The sequence below is a fragment of the Streptomyces sp. SKN60 genome (assembly GCF_026236535.1).
Classification (GTDB): Bacteria; Actinomycetota; Actinomycetes; order Streptomycetales; family Streptomycetaceae; genus Streptomyces.
Map to the genome: position 1 here is coordinate 164939 of NZ_JAHTMW010000002.1, position 14508 is coordinate 179446.

The 14508-nt window shown below is 73.6% G+C and carries 14 protein-coding genes; 7 read left to right on the forward strand and 7 right to left on the reverse strand.

Annotation, left to right across the window (positions count from 1 at the left end; translation table 11 throughout):
- Positions 1 to 106 precede the first annotated feature (106 nt).
- A complete protein-coding gene (locus KV205_RS03870; protein WP_265862128.1) occupies positions 107 to 676 on the forward strand; it encodes a TetR/AcrR family transcriptional regulator in 570 nt (189 codons plus the stop codon).
- A 246-nt stretch (positions 677 to 922) separates the two neighbouring features.
- On the opposite strand, the gene KV205_RS03875 is transcribed toward KV205_RS03870, so the two are convergent.
- Together KV205_RS03875 and KV205_RS03880 are read right to left on the reverse strand one after the other, a co-directional pair.
- Positions 923 to 2140: a serine hydrolase gene (locus KV205_RS03875; RefSeq protein ID WP_265862129.1), complete on the reverse strand. Its 1218-nt coding sequence runs from the start codon at positions 2138 to 2140 to the stop codon at positions 923 to 925.
- A 216-nt stretch (positions 2141 to 2356) separates the two neighbouring features.
- Complete coding sequence (locus KV205_RS03880; protein WP_265862130.1) at positions 2357 to 3175, reverse strand: NAD(P)-dependent oxidoreductase; 819 nt, start codon at positions 3173 to 3175, stop codon at positions 2357 to 2359.
- A gap of 58 nt (positions 3176 to 3233) precedes the next feature.
- On the opposite strand from KV205_RS03880, the gene KV205_RS03885 reads away from it, so the two are divergent.
- Positions 3234 to 4139, forward strand: a complete 906-nt coding sequence (locus KV205_RS03885; RefSeq protein ID WP_265862132.1) for a LysR family transcriptional regulator — start codon at positions 3234 to 3236, stop codon at positions 4137 to 4139.
- On the forward strand, positions 4136 to 4864 hold the full coding sequence (locus KV205_RS03890) for a carbon-nitrogen hydrolase family protein (protein ID WP_265862133.1): 729 nt from the start codon (positions 4136 to 4138) through the stop codon (positions 4862 to 4864). Before KV205_RS03885 ends, KV205_RS03890 begins: the two co-directional genes overlap by 4 nt.
- 169 nt (positions 4865 to 5033) lie before the next feature.
- On the opposite strand, the gene KV205_RS03895 is transcribed toward KV205_RS03890, so the two are convergent.
- Positions 5034 to 7229 (reverse strand): M4 family metallopeptidase, encoded by a 2196-nt coding sequence (locus KV205_RS03895; RefSeq protein ID WP_265862135.1) that lies wholly within the window; start codon positions 7227 to 7229, stop codon positions 5034 to 5036.
- Positions 7230 to 7386: 157 nt separating this feature from the next.
- Between KV205_RS03895 and KV205_RS03900 the strand changes: the two genes are divergently transcribed.
- Positions 7387 to 8346 carry a LysR family transcriptional regulator gene (locus tag KV205_RS03900; protein WP_265862136.1) on the forward strand — a complete coding sequence of 320 codons (960 nt, stop codon included), beginning with the start codon at positions 7387 to 7389 and terminating at the stop codon, positions 8344 to 8346.
- 37 nt (positions 8347 to 8383) lie between these two features.
- Here the strand turns inward: KV205_RS03900 and KV205_RS03905 are convergent, their stop codons facing one another.
- The 3 genes from KV205_RS03905 to KV205_RS03915 all read right to left on the reverse strand — a co-directional run bounded on the left by KV205_RS03905 (position 8384) and on the right by KV205_RS03915 (position 10806).
- Positions 8384 to 9190: an EI24 domain-containing protein gene (locus KV205_RS03905; RefSeq protein ID WP_265862137.1), complete on the reverse strand. Its 807-nt coding sequence runs from the start codon at positions 9188 to 9190 to the stop codon at positions 8384 to 8386.
- A 109-nt stretch (positions 9191 to 9299) separates the two neighbouring features.
- On the reverse strand, positions 9300 to 9722 hold the full coding sequence (locus tag KV205_RS03910; RefSeq protein WP_265862139.1) for an organic hydroperoxide resistance protein: 423 nt from the start codon (positions 9720 to 9722) through the stop codon (positions 9300 to 9302).
- A 64-nt stretch (positions 9723 to 9786) separates the two neighbouring features.
- On the reverse strand, positions 9787 to 10806 hold the full coding sequence (locus KV205_RS03915) for an NADP-dependent oxidoreductase (RefSeq protein ID WP_265862141.1): 1020 nt from the start codon (positions 10804 to 10806) through the stop codon (positions 9787 to 9789).
- Positions 10807 to 10924: 118 nt separating this feature from the next.
- Between KV205_RS03915 and KV205_RS03920 the strand changes: the two genes are divergently transcribed.
- Entirely contained in the window at positions 10925 to 11389 is a 465-nt protein-coding gene (locus KV205_RS03920; RefSeq protein ID WP_265862142.1) for a MarR family winged helix-turn-helix transcriptional regulator, read from the forward strand.
- A gap of 10 nt (positions 11390 to 11399) precedes the next feature.
- On the opposite strand, the gene KV205_RS03925 is transcribed toward KV205_RS03920, so the two are convergent.
- A complete protein-coding gene (locus KV205_RS03925) occupies positions 11400 to 12311 on the reverse strand; it encodes a hypothetical protein (protein ID WP_265862143.1) in 912 nt (303 codons plus the stop codon).
- 438 nt (positions 12312 to 12749) lie between these two features.
- On the opposite strand from KV205_RS03925, the gene KV205_RS03930 reads away from it, so the two are divergent.
- Complete coding sequence (locus tag KV205_RS03930) at positions 12750 to 13241, forward strand: hypothetical protein (protein WP_306806245.1); 492 nt, start codon at positions 12750 to 12752, stop codon at positions 13239 to 13241.
- Between the two features lie 198 nt (positions 13242 to 13439).
- Positions 13440 to 14489: a rod shape-determining protein gene (locus tag KV205_RS03935; RefSeq protein WP_265862145.1), complete on the forward strand. Its 1050-nt coding sequence runs from the start codon at positions 13440 to 13442 to the stop codon at positions 14487 to 14489.
- Positions 14490 to 14508 lie beyond the last annotated feature (19 nt).

Sequence of the window (14508 nt, forward strand, 5' to 3'; positions counted from 1 at the left end):
CATACTGACTCGCCTACCTGTAGATCGGTAGGTTACGTGAGCATTTCGTTATCATCGCGATGGCGTACGGTCCTCACGACAGGGACCTGCGGAAGGGGGAACGGGCATGGCGCGTACCAGGAGCGAGGAGCGCAAGGCGGAGATCGTCCGCGCCGCCCTGGAGGTGATCGCCGAGCGCGGCTACCGGGGCGCCTCCCTGGGCGCGGTCGCCGAGCGGGTCGGGCTCACCCAGCAGGGTCTGCTGCACTACTTCCCCACCAAGGAGGCGCTGCTCGTCGCCGTCCTGGAGGAGCGCGACCGCTGGGACACCAGCGGCGCCCGGGACCGGGAGCGCTGGCGGCTCGACCTCATGGAGTCGCTGGTCGAGTACAACGCGATGCGCCCGGGAATCGTGCAGACCTTCTCGGCGCTGCTCGGCGAGAGCGTCACCGAGGACCACCCGGCGCGCGCCTTCTTCACCGAGCGCTACGCGCAGGTGCGGGAGAACATGGCGGACGTGCTGCGCGCCGAGTTCGGCGACGAACTCCCGGGCGGGCTCACCCCGGAGCGGGCGGCGCCGCTGCTCACGGCGGTGATGGACGGCCTGCAGTACCAGTGGCTGCTCGACCCGGACGCGGTGGACATGCCGGCCGCCTTCCGGGACTTCGTGCGCCTGCTGCGGCCGGAGGAGCGCTGAAACCCCTCCGGGGAGGGGTGGTTCGGGTGCGGGGCGACGGGATTCGAACCCGTGCGACTCTCCCGCCAGGTCCGGCGACGAGCCCCTCGCCCCGGGCTTCGGGGACCTCCTCCGCCCGGGACCGCGATCGACCGCTCTGCCACGGCCCCGCACCCTGCGGGGCCGCGCGCGGACCCGCTGCGCCCGACCCTAACGCGGGCCGCGGCGGGGCCACATGTGGATTTCGGCGCCGTGCCGGGCGACGCCTCAGCGCGGGGCGATGCCGCCCGCGTACACGTGGTCCGGCGTGATGACCTGGGTGATCGCGCGGGCCAGCAGGGTCGAGGGCTCCTGGCCGCCGACGAGGACGTCGGTGTTCATCATCAGGACCATGGTGGCCTTCTCCTCGGGCAGGTAGACGGTGACCGTCTCGTAGCCGGGGATGGAGCCGTTGTGGCCGATCCAGCCGTCGGTGTCGAGGATGCCGAGGCCGTAGTCGGTGCCGGGGAAGCCGGTCGGCAGCGTCTTCAGGCGCTGCGCCTGGGTCTGCGGGCTGAGCAGCTTGCCGGTGGCGAGGACCTCGGCCCAGCGGCGCAGGTCGCCCAGGTCGGAGATCATGCTGCCGGCCGCCCAGGCCCAGCTGGGGTTCCAGTCGGTGACGTCCTGGACGGTGCCGTCCAGGGTCTGGTCGGTGTAGCCGCGGGCGTGCGGCGAGGGGAACTCGGTGCCCTTCGGCATGAGGGTGTGCCGCAGCCCGGCGGGCCGGAGCACCCGGTGGTGCAGGACGTCGGCGAGGTTCTGCCCGGTGACCTTCTCGACGACGAGGCCGAGGAGCAGCAGGTTGGAGTTGGAGTACTGGAACCGGGCGCCGGGGGCGAAGGTGTTGGCGTGCCGGTAGCCGTACGACAGCGCCTCCCAGGGGTTGAAGGCGCGCTCGGGCTGCGTCTGCAGGTCGCGGATGAAGTCGGCGTCGGCGGTGTACGGGAAGAGGCCGCTGCGCATCTCGGCGAGGTGGCGGAGGGTGATCTTGTGCCCGTTCGGCACGCCCCGGACGTAACGGTCGATCGGGTCGTCGAGCCCGATCCTGCCCTCGTCGACGAGTTCGAGGAGCGCGGTGACCGTGAAGGTCTTGGTCTCGCTGCCGATGCGCACGAACGTGTCGAGGGGCATCGGCGCGCCGGTCTTCTTGTCGGCGACGCCGGTCGCCTTCACGTAGCAGCCCCGGCCCGGCAGCCACAGGCCGACGACGACGCCGGGGATGCCGGCCTGGGCACGGACCTGGGCGATGGTCTTGTCGAGGCGGGCGCTGAGCGCGGGGTCGAGGCCGTCGTCGCGCGGGCAGTCGGTGCCGTGCGGTCCCTCGCCGCCGGCGGCGGGGAACGCGGTCGTGGGAGCGGCGGTGGCCGGCACGGCTGCCATCGGGGCGAGGACGCTCACCGCGAGCAGGGTCGCGGCGAGCAGCCGACGGCGGGGGGTACGTCGCATGGGCGGGGTGCCTCTTCCGGGTCACGGAGCGCGGATCACGGAGTACGCGGCACGGCACGGGCCCGGGCCACGGCTGCGGGCCGGGGCCCGGACGGCCAGCATCGGCACCGGACCGTGCGCCGGGAGCCCACCGCCCGGTCCGCGCTCCGGCGAGTCCACTCGTTCGGCGCCGCGCGCGGACGCCGGGTGGGTGGACCCGTCAGGTGAGCGCCCGCGTCACTGGGTGACGACGGCCGCCAGGTCCTCCGCCGCGAGGGCCGGGTTCCGGGTGAGGGCCTGGTGGACGGCCTCCAGGATCGGGAGCTTCGCCTCGGTGGCGGCGGTGGCCAAGGCGACATCCTTGGCGGCGAGGGCCACCGGGAAGTGGACGCCGGTCGCGGTGGCGCGGCCGACGGCACCGGCCAGCGGGCCCGCACCGAGGGTGCGGAGGGCGAGCTCACGGGGCAGGCCCAGGGCGTCGGTGAGGGCGAGGGCCTCGCCGATCAGGGCGACGCCGCCGATGACGGCGTTGATGAGGACGAGCTTGAGGGCGGCGCCGGTGCCCGGTCCGCCGCACGGGGTGACGGTGCCGAGCCGGTCGAGGACGGCGGCGACGGGCGCGGTGTCGCCGCCCGCGAAGATGAGCAGTTCGCCGGTGGCGGCCCGGTCGACGCTGCCCATGACGGGCGCGTCGATCAGGGTGACGCCCTCGGGGAGCCGGTCGGTGAGCTCGCGCACCGCGTCGGGGCCGATGGTCGAGGTGTCGATCCAGTGGGTGCCGGGGCGCAGCGCCGGCAGCATGGTGTCGGCGACGGCGCGCGCGGCGGCCGGGTCGGCCAGCATGGTGATGACGACGTCGGCGTCGGCGACCGCCTCGGCGGGGTCCGCGGCGCGCACGGCGCCGTCGGCGACGAGGGCGTCGGCCTTGCCGGGCGTGCGGTTCCACACGGTGAGGGGGTGGCCGGCGTCGAGGAGCCGGCGGGCCATGGGGAGGCCCATGTTGCCGAGCCCGAGGAAAGCGATCTTCTGAGCGGTCTCGTTCCGCGTGTTCTCCATGCTTCCGACGCTAGAGAGCAAGGCGGCATGCCACAAGCGAATGTCTAGCATGGGAACCATGCCCAACCCGCATGCCTCTCAGTCCCTGTACGAGGTGTTCCTGGCCGTCGCCCGCGCCGGCTCCTTCACCGCCGCCGCCCGGACCCTCGGCTACACCCAGTCCGCGGTGTCCCGGCAGATCCAGGCCCTGGAGGACGAGACCGGCGCCGCCCTGTTCGAGCGGCTCCCGCGCGGGGTGCGGCTGAGCGAGGCGGGCCGGGTGCTGCTGCCGCACGCGGAGGCGGTACGGGACCGGCTCGCCCTGGCCCGCGCCGAGCTGGCGGCGCTGCGCACCCTGGACGGCGGGCTGCTGCGGCTCGGCGCCTTCGCCAGCGCGGGCGCCGCGCTCGTACCGCGCACCCAGGCGGCCTTCCGGGCGCAGCATCCGGGGGTCGTGGTGACCCGAGTCGAGGGGCCCTCGGTCAAGCATCTGCGGCTGGTCGCGGCCGGCGAGGAGGACCTCGCGGTGGTCAGCCCGGCGACGAGCGGGGCCGCGCCGGACGGGGTGACGCTCCATCACCTCCTGGACGAGCCGATGCTGGTGGCCCTGGAGCGCGGGCACCCGTACGCGGGGCGGCGGGACGTGCGGCTGGCGGAGCTGGCCGACGAGGAGTGGATCGTCGCCAACGAGCGCCTGGAGGACACCCTGTTCCGGCCCGCCGTCGCCGCCGGGTTCCGGCCGCGCACCGGGCTGCTCGCGCTTGACTGGATCGCCAAGCTGGGCGCGGTGGCGGCGGGGCTCGGCGTCACCCTCGTGCCGGCGCTCGCGGCCGCGTCCGTACGGCCCGATGTGGCGCTGGTGACGATCCACCCGGACGACGTGCCGTACCGGCGGATCTGCGCCGCGACCCCGCCGGTGCCGACGGTGGCGGCCACGGCCTTCCTGGCGCTGCTGCGGGAGACGGCTGCGATGATGCGGGCATGATCGTCGCCGCCACGCAGTTCGCCCCGGTCGCCGGGGACATCGCCGCCAACGTCGGGGCCGTCGCCGCCCTGGTCCGCGCCGCCGGGGCCGAGGGGGCCCGGGTCGTGGTCTTCGCCGAGCTCTCGGTCACCGGGTACGAGCCGAGCCTCATCCGGGACAACCCCGAGCTGGTGCTCACCGAGGACGACCCGCGCCTGGAACCCGTACGGGAGGCGTGCCGGGCGGTGTCCGCGGCGGCCGTGGTCAACGGGCCGGTGGCGGGGCCCGGTTCGCCCCCCGGTTCGCGCCCCGGGATCACCACCCTCGTCATCGGCCCGGACGGCGGGCTGCTCGCCCGTTACGACAAGCGGCATCTGTACGGGGTGGAGGCCGAGGTCTTCGAACCGGGTGCCGTGGACGGGCGGTTCGCGCTCGACGGGGTCCGCTTCGCGCTCGCCACCTGCTACGACAACCGCTTCCCGGAGCTCGCCGAGCGGGCCGCCGCCGACGACTGCTCCGTCTATCTGGCGAGTTCGGTGCTCGGCGCCGACAACGACTCGTTCACGGCGGTCTATCCGGCGCGCGCCCGCGACTTCGGGCTGCATGTCGTCCTCGGCAATGTCCTCGGGCCCAACGAGGACGGGGTGGGCGGCGGCATGGCCGGCGCCTGGGGGCCGGACGGGGAGCGGCTCGCGGACGCGGGTCCGGACGAGCCGGGCTTCGTGCTGGTGAAGGTCGCCGTGTGAACGGTCGGCGCGTGACCGGCCGGCGGGTGAACCGCGCATGAGGGCCGGACCGCCGTGGGACATACGGCGGTCCGGCCCTCCGGGGAAGCCGTCACGGAACCCCCTGCCCGTGACGGACCTGCCCCGTCCCCGTGGCGGGGCGTTCAGGGACTCCCCTTACGGGGCGGCTCTATGGGGCGCTCAGGCCCAGGGTGTAGGCGCCGGAGCCGCTGTAGGCGTGCACCACATAGCGGTAGTAGCCCGCGGAGCCGTAGTAGCTGGTGTCCTCGTCGGCGCCCGCGGTGCCGCCCACGGCCACGTCGGCCCAGTTGTAGCCGTTCCACTTCTGCAGGTAGAGGTCGAAGTCGGTGCCGGCCGGGCCGCGCAGACAGCCGACGTGGGTGCCGGAGGTCGCGGAGTAGTAGTACGAGCCGTCCGGCTGGACCTCGGCCTGCCCGGAGGCGAGGCTGCCCTGGTAGGTGTACTCGCTGTTGTCGCAGCCGGTGGGCGGCGGGGTGTCGGTGCCGACCGTGAGCTGGTAGGTCACGGTGTGGGTGGCGGAGCCCGTACCGGTGACGGTGATCGGGTACGTGCCGTTCGCGGTGTCCGCCGCGACCTGGACGGTCATGGTCGAGGAGTCGCCGGAGGTCACCGAGGTCGGGCTGAAGGAGACCTTGACGCCGCTCGGCACGCCGCTCGCGGAGAGCTGCACGGTCTGGGCGCTGCCGCCGGTGGTCGTGGTGCCGACCGTGGAGTTGACCGAGCCGCCGGCCTGGACCGTGCCGGCGGCCGGGTTCAGGGCGAGGGAGAAGTCGGGGTTGGTGGTGCCGCCGCAGTCGGTCTCACCGGACTGGGCGGGGACGCCGATCGCGTTCCAGGCCGTCTTCACCGCGTTGCACTCGGCGCTGCCGTAGGTGTTCTTGGCGGTGGCGAGGGTCGCCCTGCGGGCGGCGAGGTGGTTCCAGGAGGAGGTCTTCATCAGCAGCGCGCCCATGAAGATCTTGCCGGCCTTCTGCACGCCGATGCCGGTCACGGAGGACGGGCCGCCGGAGCATATGGGGCTGGCGGGCTTGCCGCCGCCGGGGTTGGAGCCCTCCGCGAGCAGGTAGAACCAGTGGTTCTGCGGGCCGGCCGCGGCGTGCACCTCGGTACCGGAGTTCAGCTGCGGGTAGCAGTTGGGGTCGCCGGCGAGCGACGGGTTGTACATGTAGCGGATCGGCTTGTTGTCGCCGAGGAAGTTCAGCTTCTCGCCGACGGTGTAGTCGGGGGTGTCGTTGGGGTTGTTCGCGAAGTGCTCGGTGAGCGCGCCGAAGATGTCGCCGGTCGACTCGTTCATGCCGCCGTTCTCGTTGGACGAGCCGGCGCTGCCCGGGGTCTTGTCGAAGATCTCGTGCCCGTACTCGTGGGCGACCACGTCGATGCCGGTGAGCTGCATCGTGCCGTTCTGGTTGTGGCCGAAGGTGGTCTTGGTGCCGTCGTAGTAGGCGTTGACCTCGCTCAGCCCGGCGCGGGCCGGGACCATGCCGCCCTGGCCGTTCTGGCCGTTGTAGCCGAACCACTGCTTGAGCATGTCGGACTCGCGCTGGGCGGCGTACATGATGTCGACGCAGGCGGTGACCAGGTCGTTGGCGCTGCCGTTGCCCCAGGGCGAGGAGCCGGTGTAGGCGCTGCCGTTCTGGCCGCCGCAGCGGAACGGGGAGCGGGTGGCGTCGGTCATCGAGGTGGTGGCGGTGTCGATGGTGACGTTGCCGTTGTGGTAGCCGCGGCCGTCGGCGTGCAGCACCTTGTCGGTGGCCTGCGCGACCTTGCCGGTGCGGGCGTCGACGTAGGTGTCGAGCGAGCTGGGCAGACCCTTGGCGGTGCGGCCGACGACGAGGGTGTGCCAGGCGAGGACCGGTTTGTTCCCCTTGAGCAGCACGCTGAGTTCGGGGGCGCTCGCGCTCTCGACGCCGGCCAGCTGCGCGCGGGCGGTGGCGAGCGCGGCGGCGGAGCCGACGGTGGCCTTCGTGGACAGCTTCAGCGCGGGGGCGGGCGCGGCGGCGACGTGCCGGACCTTGCCGGCGCTGTCGGTCAGGACGACGGCGTCGCCGCCGCCCGCGACCGGGAGGCCCTTGTAGGTCCGCTGGTAGGCGGCGTAGTAGAGACCGCCGGCCCACGGGGTGACCGCGGTCCTGACGAGTTCCTCGTCGGTGCCGTGCCGGAGTCCGTCGAGTCCGCTGTCGGCGGCCTTGTCGGCGGCGGCCAGGGCGAGCGACCTGCCCTGCCCGGGCGGTACGGGCTGAGCCTGCGGGTTCGCCGCGGCACTGGCGGTCCCCGCGAGGGTGCCCGCGAGGCTCGCCGTCAGGGCGAGCGCCGCGACGGCCGCCGAGAGTCTGGTGGGGTGCACGTCTGCTCCGTTCGGGTGGGGGGAGACGGTGGGACGCGCCGAGTATGGGTGTGGACATGGCAAGGAGGGGACCTCTCACCGGGCATAAGACCCGCGTTATGGCGCGAGCGGGCCCGAAGGGTGTCGTCCGCCCTGGGCGCGTGTCTAACCTGGTGAAATGCAGCTGGAGTTGAGGCATCTGGAAGCCGTCTGCCGGATAGCGGAGGCGGGCAGCCTGGGGCGGGCGGCGGTCCGGCTCGGGGTGTCTCAGCCGGCCCTGTCGGCTCAGCTGCGGCGGATCGAGCGGGCCGCGGGCGGCGAGTTGTTCGTGCGCGGGCGGCACGGGGTGGACCCCACGCCGCTCGGCGAGTTCGTGCTGTCCAAGGCGCGCCGGGTGCTCGGCGAGATGGACGCGCTCGCGGCGGGCGCGCGGGCGGCGGCGCCGCATCCGACACTGCGGCTCGGCTGCATCCTGCTGGTCCTGGTGGACCGGCTGATCGGGCGCCTGGAGCAGGAGTTGGCGGGGCCTGAGATCGCGGTCAGCGTCGAGCACTCGGTGACCACGCTCAGCCGGATGCTGGGCGCCGGGCAGTACGACGCGATCGTGTACGGGGAGGTCGCCGACCACGAGGTGCCGCTGCCCGACGGGGTCGCGGCCCGCACCCTGATCCCGAAGGAGCCGTTCTGCGTGCGGCTCTCGGCGGCGCACCCGCTGGCCGGGCGGGACCGGATCGAGCTGGCGGAGCTCGCGGACGAGACCTGGATGACGCTTGTCGAGGACGACGACGGCGGCCCGGAGGCACTGGTCGCCGCCTGCCGGCGGGCCGGGTTCACCCCGTCGCTGCGCTACCGGATCGCCGACCGCAAGATGCACTACGACCTGATCGCCGGCGGCCGGGCGATCTCACTGAGCCAGCCGACGGCGCCGCCCGCCGCCGGGACCGTGCTCCGGCCGCTGGCCGGCGACCCGATCACCGGCCGCATCCGGCTCGCCTGGAACCGGGCCGCCGTCGCCGAGCCCCGGGCGGCCCGGCTGTACCGGGCGGCGGGCCTGGCCTACCTGGACAACGTGCCGCACAACGCCTTCCACCGCGCCTGGTGGGAGGCCCGCCCGGAACTGCACCCGGACCTGGGCTGAGCGCGGGCGCGGCTAGGGCACGCCCTAGGCCCGGAGGTCAGCCGAGGGGGCTGCCGGCGCCGTTCGTCTCGTGCGGGGCGGGCGCCTCGTCCTCGTCCTCCGCCGGCGTCTCGCCGTTCAGCTCGCGGGCCATCAGGGTGGCGCCGGCGACGGCGCCCGGCATCAGCAGGACGGCGACGAAGGGGATCAGGAAGGCGAGGACGAGCGGTAGGCCGAAGCCGAGGGCGGCGGCCCGGCGGCCGCGCAGCATCCCGAGGCGCTCCTTGAACTCGACGCGGCGGCGCTGGAGCGCGACCGCGGTGAGCTCCTCGGTGAGGAAGAAGCCGGAGACGCAGAAGCCGATGGCGGGGACGACGGTCTGGCCGACGACCGGGATGAAACCGGCGGCGAAGAGCAGGATGCCGTAGAGCGCGACCCGGGCGAGGACCCGCAGGCTGTCGCGGGCGGAGATCCACAGTTCGCGCCAGAGCGGAAGCCCTGACTCGGGCGCCTCGCCGTCCTCGCCGCGGTCGACGGCCTCGGACAGCGACTCGTAGAAGGGCTGGCCGACCAGGAGGGTCACGGCGGTGAAGGTGATCACTGCGAGGAACAGGCCGAGCGCGAAGACCAGGAAGGTGAGGGCGCCGCGGAGCAGGCCCTGCCAGGGCGAGCTCCAGTCGTCGGCGAAGGGCGTCGCCCAGGCCGTCAGGTCGTCCGCGCCGTAGCCGAGCCCGGTCAGCGCCGCCACGTACAGGACGAGGGTGACGAGCCCGGGCAGCAGGCCGAAGCCGAACCAGCGTCCGTGGCCGGCGACCCACTTCTGGCCGCGCAGCAGATAACCGAAGCCCACCCCGAAATCACGCATGGCGATCACCCTAATGGGACCGGTCGAGCGGTACGAAAAAGGGCCGCACCCTGGTCGGTCAGGGTACGGCCCCTCTTCAGTCTGCGGCCCCGGCGCCGGGGCGTCGAACTCAGACCGCGAGCTCGACCGTGATGTTGCCGCGGGTCGCCTTGGAGTACGGGCAGACCTGGTGGGCCTTCTCGATCAGGCTCTTGGCGGTCTCGGCGTCCACGTTCGGAATGCTGGCCGAGATCTTGACGATGATGCCGAAGCCCTCGTCGTTCTTGCCGATGCCGACCTCGGCGGTGACCGTCGAGCCGGCGATGTCCGCGTTCTCGTTGCGGGCCACGACGCCCAGGGCGCCCTGGAAGCAGGCGCTGTAGCCGGCGGCGAAGAGCTGCTCCGGGTTGGTGCCCTCGCCGGAGCCGCCCATGGCCTTCGGCGGGTTCACGACGACGTCGAGCCGGCCGTCGTCGGTGGCCACGCGGCCGTCGCGCCCGTTCTCGGCGGTGGCGACGGCGGTGTACAGGACGTCGGAGTGCTGAATCGACATGCTGCTGTCTTCCTTCTGCTGTTCGCCGCGACTCGCGCCCACGATCGCGACGGCTGAGGGAAGACTAACGGGTCGCCGAGACGATCATCTTTCCGGTGTTGTCGCCGCGGAGCATGCCGAGGAAGGCGTCCACGCCGTTCTCGATGCCCTCGACGAAGGTCTCGCCGTACTTCAGCTCGCCGGAGCGCAGCCAGCCGCCGACCTCCTGCACGAACTGCTGCTGCATCCCGTAGTGGTCGCCGACGAGGACGCCCTGGAGGCGCAGCCGCTTGCCGATGATCATGGCCATGTTGCGCGGGCCGGGGACCGGCTCGGTGTCGTTGTACTGCGCGATCATGCCGCAGATGGTGGCGCGGCCGTGCACGTTGAGTGAGGAGATCGCGGCTTCCAGGTGGTCGCCGCCGACGTTGTCGAAGTAGACGTCGATGCCGTCCGGGGCGGCCTCGCGCAGCTGGTCCTTGACCGGGCCGTTCTTGTAGTTGAAGGCGGCGTCGAAGCCGAGCTCCTCGACCAGCCACTTGACCTTCTCGTCGGAGCCGGCCGAGCCGATGACCCGGGAGGCGCCCTTGAGCCGGGCCATCTGGCCGACCTGGCTGCCGACGGCGCCGGCCGCGCCGGAGACGAAGACGGCGTCGCCCTCCTTGAAGGAGGCGACCTCGAAGAGGCCCGCGTAGGCGGTGAGGCCGGTCATGCCGAGCACGCCGAGGTAGGCGGAGAGCGGGGCGAGCTCCGGGTCGACCTTGGTGGCGTGCTGGGCGGGCACGTCCGCGTACTCCCGCCAGCCGAGGCCGTGCAGCACGTGGTCGCCGACGGCGAAGCCCTCCGCGTTCGAGGCGACGACCACGCCGACCGCGCCGCCGTCCATGGGGTGGTCCAGCTTGAACGGGGGGATGTACGACTTCACGTCGTTCATCCGGCCGCGCATGTACGGGTCGACCGAGAAGTGCAGGTTGCGCACGAGGACGCGGCCCTCGGCGGGCTCGGTGACGGGGGTCTCGCGGAGCGCGAAGTCCGCGGGCACGGGCCAGCCGTGCGGACGGGTGACGAGGTGCCACTCACGGCTGGACGCGGGGAGTACGGACATCGGCTGGGCCTCCGGATAAGGATCTCCCGGAAGGGGGCTCCCGGGAAAGTTTCACTACCTGAAACAACCATGCGCCTCGATATTTCATGTTGTCAAGTATCGGAGTACGATGGTTCGCATGCCCACCGCACGCACGCCCCGCACGGACCCGCTGACCCGCGAGGTCGTGGAACTCATCGGCACGGTCGTGACCCGCTACCACGAGGAGTACGAGGAGGCCGCCGCCGCGCACGCCCTCACCGGCGCCCAGGCGCGGGTCCTCGGACTGCTCGCCGTGGAGCCCACGCCCATGCGGAAGATCGCCGAGCAGCTCAAGTGCGAGCCGTCGAACGTCACGGGGATCATCGACCGCCTGGAGTCCCGCGGCCTGGTCGAGCGCCGCCCCGACCCCGCCGACCGGCGCGTCAAGGTCGCGGCCCCCACCGACGAGGGCCGCGAGACCGCCCGCCGGCTCCGCGACTCGCTGCGCTTCGCCCGCGAGCCGCTCGGCGAGCTCACCGACGTCGAGCGCACCCTGCTGCGCGACCTGCTGAAGCGCATGCTCGGCGAGGGCGAGGCCGGGGGCGACGCGGCGACGGCGTAAGGCCGCCGCCCTACACGCACCACCACAGGAAGCGCGTGCACGTCGGCTCCGGGCTCGGCGAGGTCGTCGGGGTCGGCGCGCTCGACGAGGGGCCCGGGGCCGTGCCGCTCGCCGAGGGCGAGCCGCTGCCGCTGGGGGTGGCGGAAGGTTTCCCCGGCCCGGTGGGCGTGGCCCGCGGCGAGGGCCCCGACCCGTCACCCGTGCCGTCGCCGGACCCGTCGCCCGTACCGGAGCCCGACCCCGTACCCGTACCCGTGTCGCTGCTGTGCGCGCTGCCGCCGCCGGTGCGGCCGGAGCCGCGGGCCGGGTGGGGGGTGGTGGAGGGACGGGCCGAGCCGGACTCGACCGGGCCGGGGCCGTCGGGGATCCCGGCGCTCTCGGAGGGCGTCGGCTGGTCGGGGTCGAGGGTCTCGACGACGTCCTCCTCCTCGACCGCGGTGGCCGCGCCGCCGTCGGCCGGCTGCTCCAGGGCCAGCTTGGCCATCGTCAGCGAACCGACCGCGAGCGCGAAGCCGAGGGTGCCGAGCAGCACCGTGCGTCCCCGCCGCGAACGCGCCCGCCGCCCGCCGTTCCGGCCGGCGGCCCGGCCACCGACTGCCCGGCCATCGGACGCGTCGCCGGATCCACCGGCACCCCTTCTCCCACCACTCCTGCCGCCGTCCTTGGCGCGGCGGCGCGCGGCGGCGCGCCCCTCGGCGGGGCGGGGCGGCTCGAGCGGGTCCAGTTCGTAGCTGAACTCCGGTTCCACGGGCGGCGGCGTGGTGACCGCCGGCTCCGCGAGCGGCTGGAAGGACGCGGCGGGCGCGGGGGGTGTGGGGGGCGTGGGGGGAGCGAGGTACCGCAGCTCCTCGGCGGGGGTCCCGCAGCCTGCGCAGGCCAGGGCGCCGTTGAGATGCCGTCGGCACTGGTGGCAGTAGTCCATGGCGCCCGCAGGCTATGCGCCGTGAGGACCCGGCAGATAGGCGCCGACGTGAGGATCCTGTGAGGAAAGCACGGGTCGGCGGCGCGTCGTCGTGAATTTCCCGCTAAGTCCCGCCGGACGGGACGTAAGGGCAGGATGGGTGCATGAGCCCCGCCGCCCGCCCCGCCGCCCCTTTCGGGCCGCGCGAGTTCCAGTTCGTACTGCTCCGCCGGATGGCCGACCACCAGCCCGCCCTGGTCGACGACGCGCTGCGCGAACTGGGCCTGTCCGGCGGGTCAGGGTCGGATAGGCCGCGGCGTCTGGTGCGGTGCATGGCAAGGCGCCGGAGTGTCTTCATAGCGGAGCTATGGGGGCACTTCGGCAACGCGGCCAGGTGCCGTGCCAGGCGTCGCGGACCCGGCCCTGACCCGCCGGACAGGCCCAGCCACGCACACGGAGATGCGCGAGGCGAACAAGCGCTGGCAGGCCGGGGCGCACGCGCGGCAGGGGCCGGGCGAGTTCGCCCGCTACCACCGGGCGCTCGGCGAGCCGGAGGCCCGGCGTCCGGTGCGCGGGGACGTGCTGCGCGGTGACGCGGAGGCCTGGCTGTGGCGGGTCCCGTTGTGGCCCGAACTCCGTTTCACGGTCCTGGTCGGGCCGGGCCGCGCCGTGTGGTCCCGCACCCTGACGAGGGCGCCGGGAGCCCCCGTACCGGAGCTGCGCACCGCCGCCGACCTGCGGCCCTGGGGGTGCACGATCGACGAGGTGTGGCGGGCGTTCGAGGGGGTCGAGCCGCGCGAGGGGGTGGCACCGACGCTGGCCAGGCTCGACTTCACGCTGCCCGGCGGCGCGCGCTGCGCGGCGGAGTTCGCCTGGGGTCTGCTGCAGCGTCAGGTTCCACCGCTCCCCTCGCGCCCCACCCACCCCATTCACCCCGCTCGCCCCACGTGAGGCCATGCCCACCCCGCGTGAAGCCATGCCCACGACCTGACGTTCCGTCAGTGCTTTTCCCTCCCGCAGACGGCGTGTCGTGACCCCGGGCGGCTCAGCTCAGCGCGCGCGCCACGCGGGGCGGCAGCACGATGCCAACAGGACCGCGCTCCCGCGCGCCGCCTCGCCCGTGCCAGCACCGCACTCCGGAGGACCGCCGTGACCGTCAGCCTTGAGCAGCTACGCCGCTGCCATGTCGCCGTCGACCTGGGCGCCGCCCGCACCAGGGTCTTCGTCAAGGGCGCCGGCCTCGTCGTCGACGAGCCGTCCGTCGCCGCCGTCAACACCCGCACCGGCGCGCTGATCGCCGTCGGCGCGCTCGCCGAGAAGATGACCGGCCGCACCCCCGACTACATCCGGGTGGTCAGACCCGTGTCCGGCGGCACCGTCGTCGACATCGAGATGGCGCAGCGGATGCTCCGTCACCTCCTCGGCGACAAGCTCCGCCGCCAGCTGCGCCGCAAGCCCCGGCTGCGCGCCGCCGCCTGCACCCCGCACGACAGCGACCCGCTCGCCCAGCGCGCCGCCGTGGAGACCCTGGTCGGCCTGGGCGCCCGCCGGGTGGAACTGGTCGACACCCTGATCGCCGCGGCCGTCGGCTGCGGCCTCCCGGTCGAGCAGCCGACCGCCACCATGATCCTGGTGTGCGGGGCGGCCACCACCCAGGTCGCGGTGCTCTCGCTCGGCGCGATCGTGACCGCCGAGCGGATGCCGGTCGGCGGCGACGCCATCGACCACGCCGTCATCCAGCACCTGCGCCACCAGCACGAACTGATGCTGCCGAGCCAGTCGGTCCGCCCGCTGCAGGTCGCGCTGCACGGCAACGGCCTGACCCTGCAGGGCCCCACCTTCACCGAGATCCACGGCCGTGACGTGGCCACCGGCCTCGCCCGCTCGGTGACCGTCGACACCGCCGCCGTCCGCGAGGCCATCCAGACCCCGCTGACCGCCGTCCTCGACGGCATCGGCAAGGTGCTCCGCGACTGCCCGCCCGACCTGGTCGCCGACCTCGCCGACCGGGGCATCATGATGGTCGGCGGCAGCGCCCTGCTGCCGGGCCTCGACCAGATGCTGCGCGAGGCGACCGGCATGCCGGTGCACATCGCCGAACGGCCCGACGTGTGCGCCGTGCTCGGCCTCGGCGCGATGCTGGAGGGCCGCATCCAGCCCCTCGTCCTCGACCCGCTGGCCGAGACCACCACCGAGTAGTCGGGCGTTTTGTACGACA

Bases quoted from the DNA above. Each gene is read 5' to 3' on its own strand.
- KV205_RS03870 (WP_265862128.1), top strand. From the start codon at position 107: ATGGCGCGTACCAGGAGCGAGGAGCGCAAGGCGGAGATCGTCCGCGCC.
- KV205_RS03875 (WP_265862129.1), bottom strand. From the start codon at position 2,140: ATGCGACGTACCCCCCGCCGTCGGCTGCTCGCCGCGACCCTGCTCGCG.
- KV205_RS03880 (WP_265862130.1), bottom strand. From the start codon at position 3,175: ATGGAGAACACGCGGAACGAGACCGCTCAGAAGATCGCTTTCCTCGGG.
- KV205_RS03885 (WP_265862132.1), top strand. From the start codon at position 3,234: ATGCCCAACCCGCATGCCTCTCAGTCCCTGTACGAGGTGTTCCTGGCC.
- KV205_RS03890 (WP_265862133.1), top strand. From the start codon at position 4,136: ATGATCGTCGCCGCCACGCAGTTCGCCCCGGTCGCCGGGGACATCGCC.
- KV205_RS03900 (WP_265862136.1), top strand. From the start codon at position 7,387: ATGCAGCTGGAGTTGAGGCATCTGGAAGCCGTCTGCCGGATAGCGGAG.
- KV205_RS03905 (WP_265862137.1), bottom strand. From the start codon at position 9,190: ATGCGTGATTTCGGGGTGGGCTTCGGTTATCTGCTGCGCGGCCAGAAG.
- KV205_RS03910 (WP_265862139.1), bottom strand. From the start codon at position 9,722: ATGTCGATTCAGCACTCCGACGTCCTGTACACCGCCGTCGCCACCGCC.
- KV205_RS03915 (WP_265862141.1), bottom strand. From the start codon at position 10,806: ATGTCCGTACTCCCCGCGTCCAGCCGTGAGTGGCACCTCGTCACCCGT.
- KV205_RS03920 (WP_265862142.1), top strand. From the start codon at position 10,925: ATGCCCACCGCACGCACGCCCCGCACGGACCCGCTGACCCGCGAGGTC.
- KV205_RS03925 (WP_265862143.1), bottom strand. From the start codon at position 12,311: ATGGACTACTGCCACCAGTGCCGACGGCATCTCAACGGCGCCCTGGCC.
- KV205_RS03930 (WP_306806245.1), top strand. From the start codon at position 12,750: ATGCGCGAGGCGAACAAGCGCTGGCAGGCCGGGGCGCACGCGCGGCAG.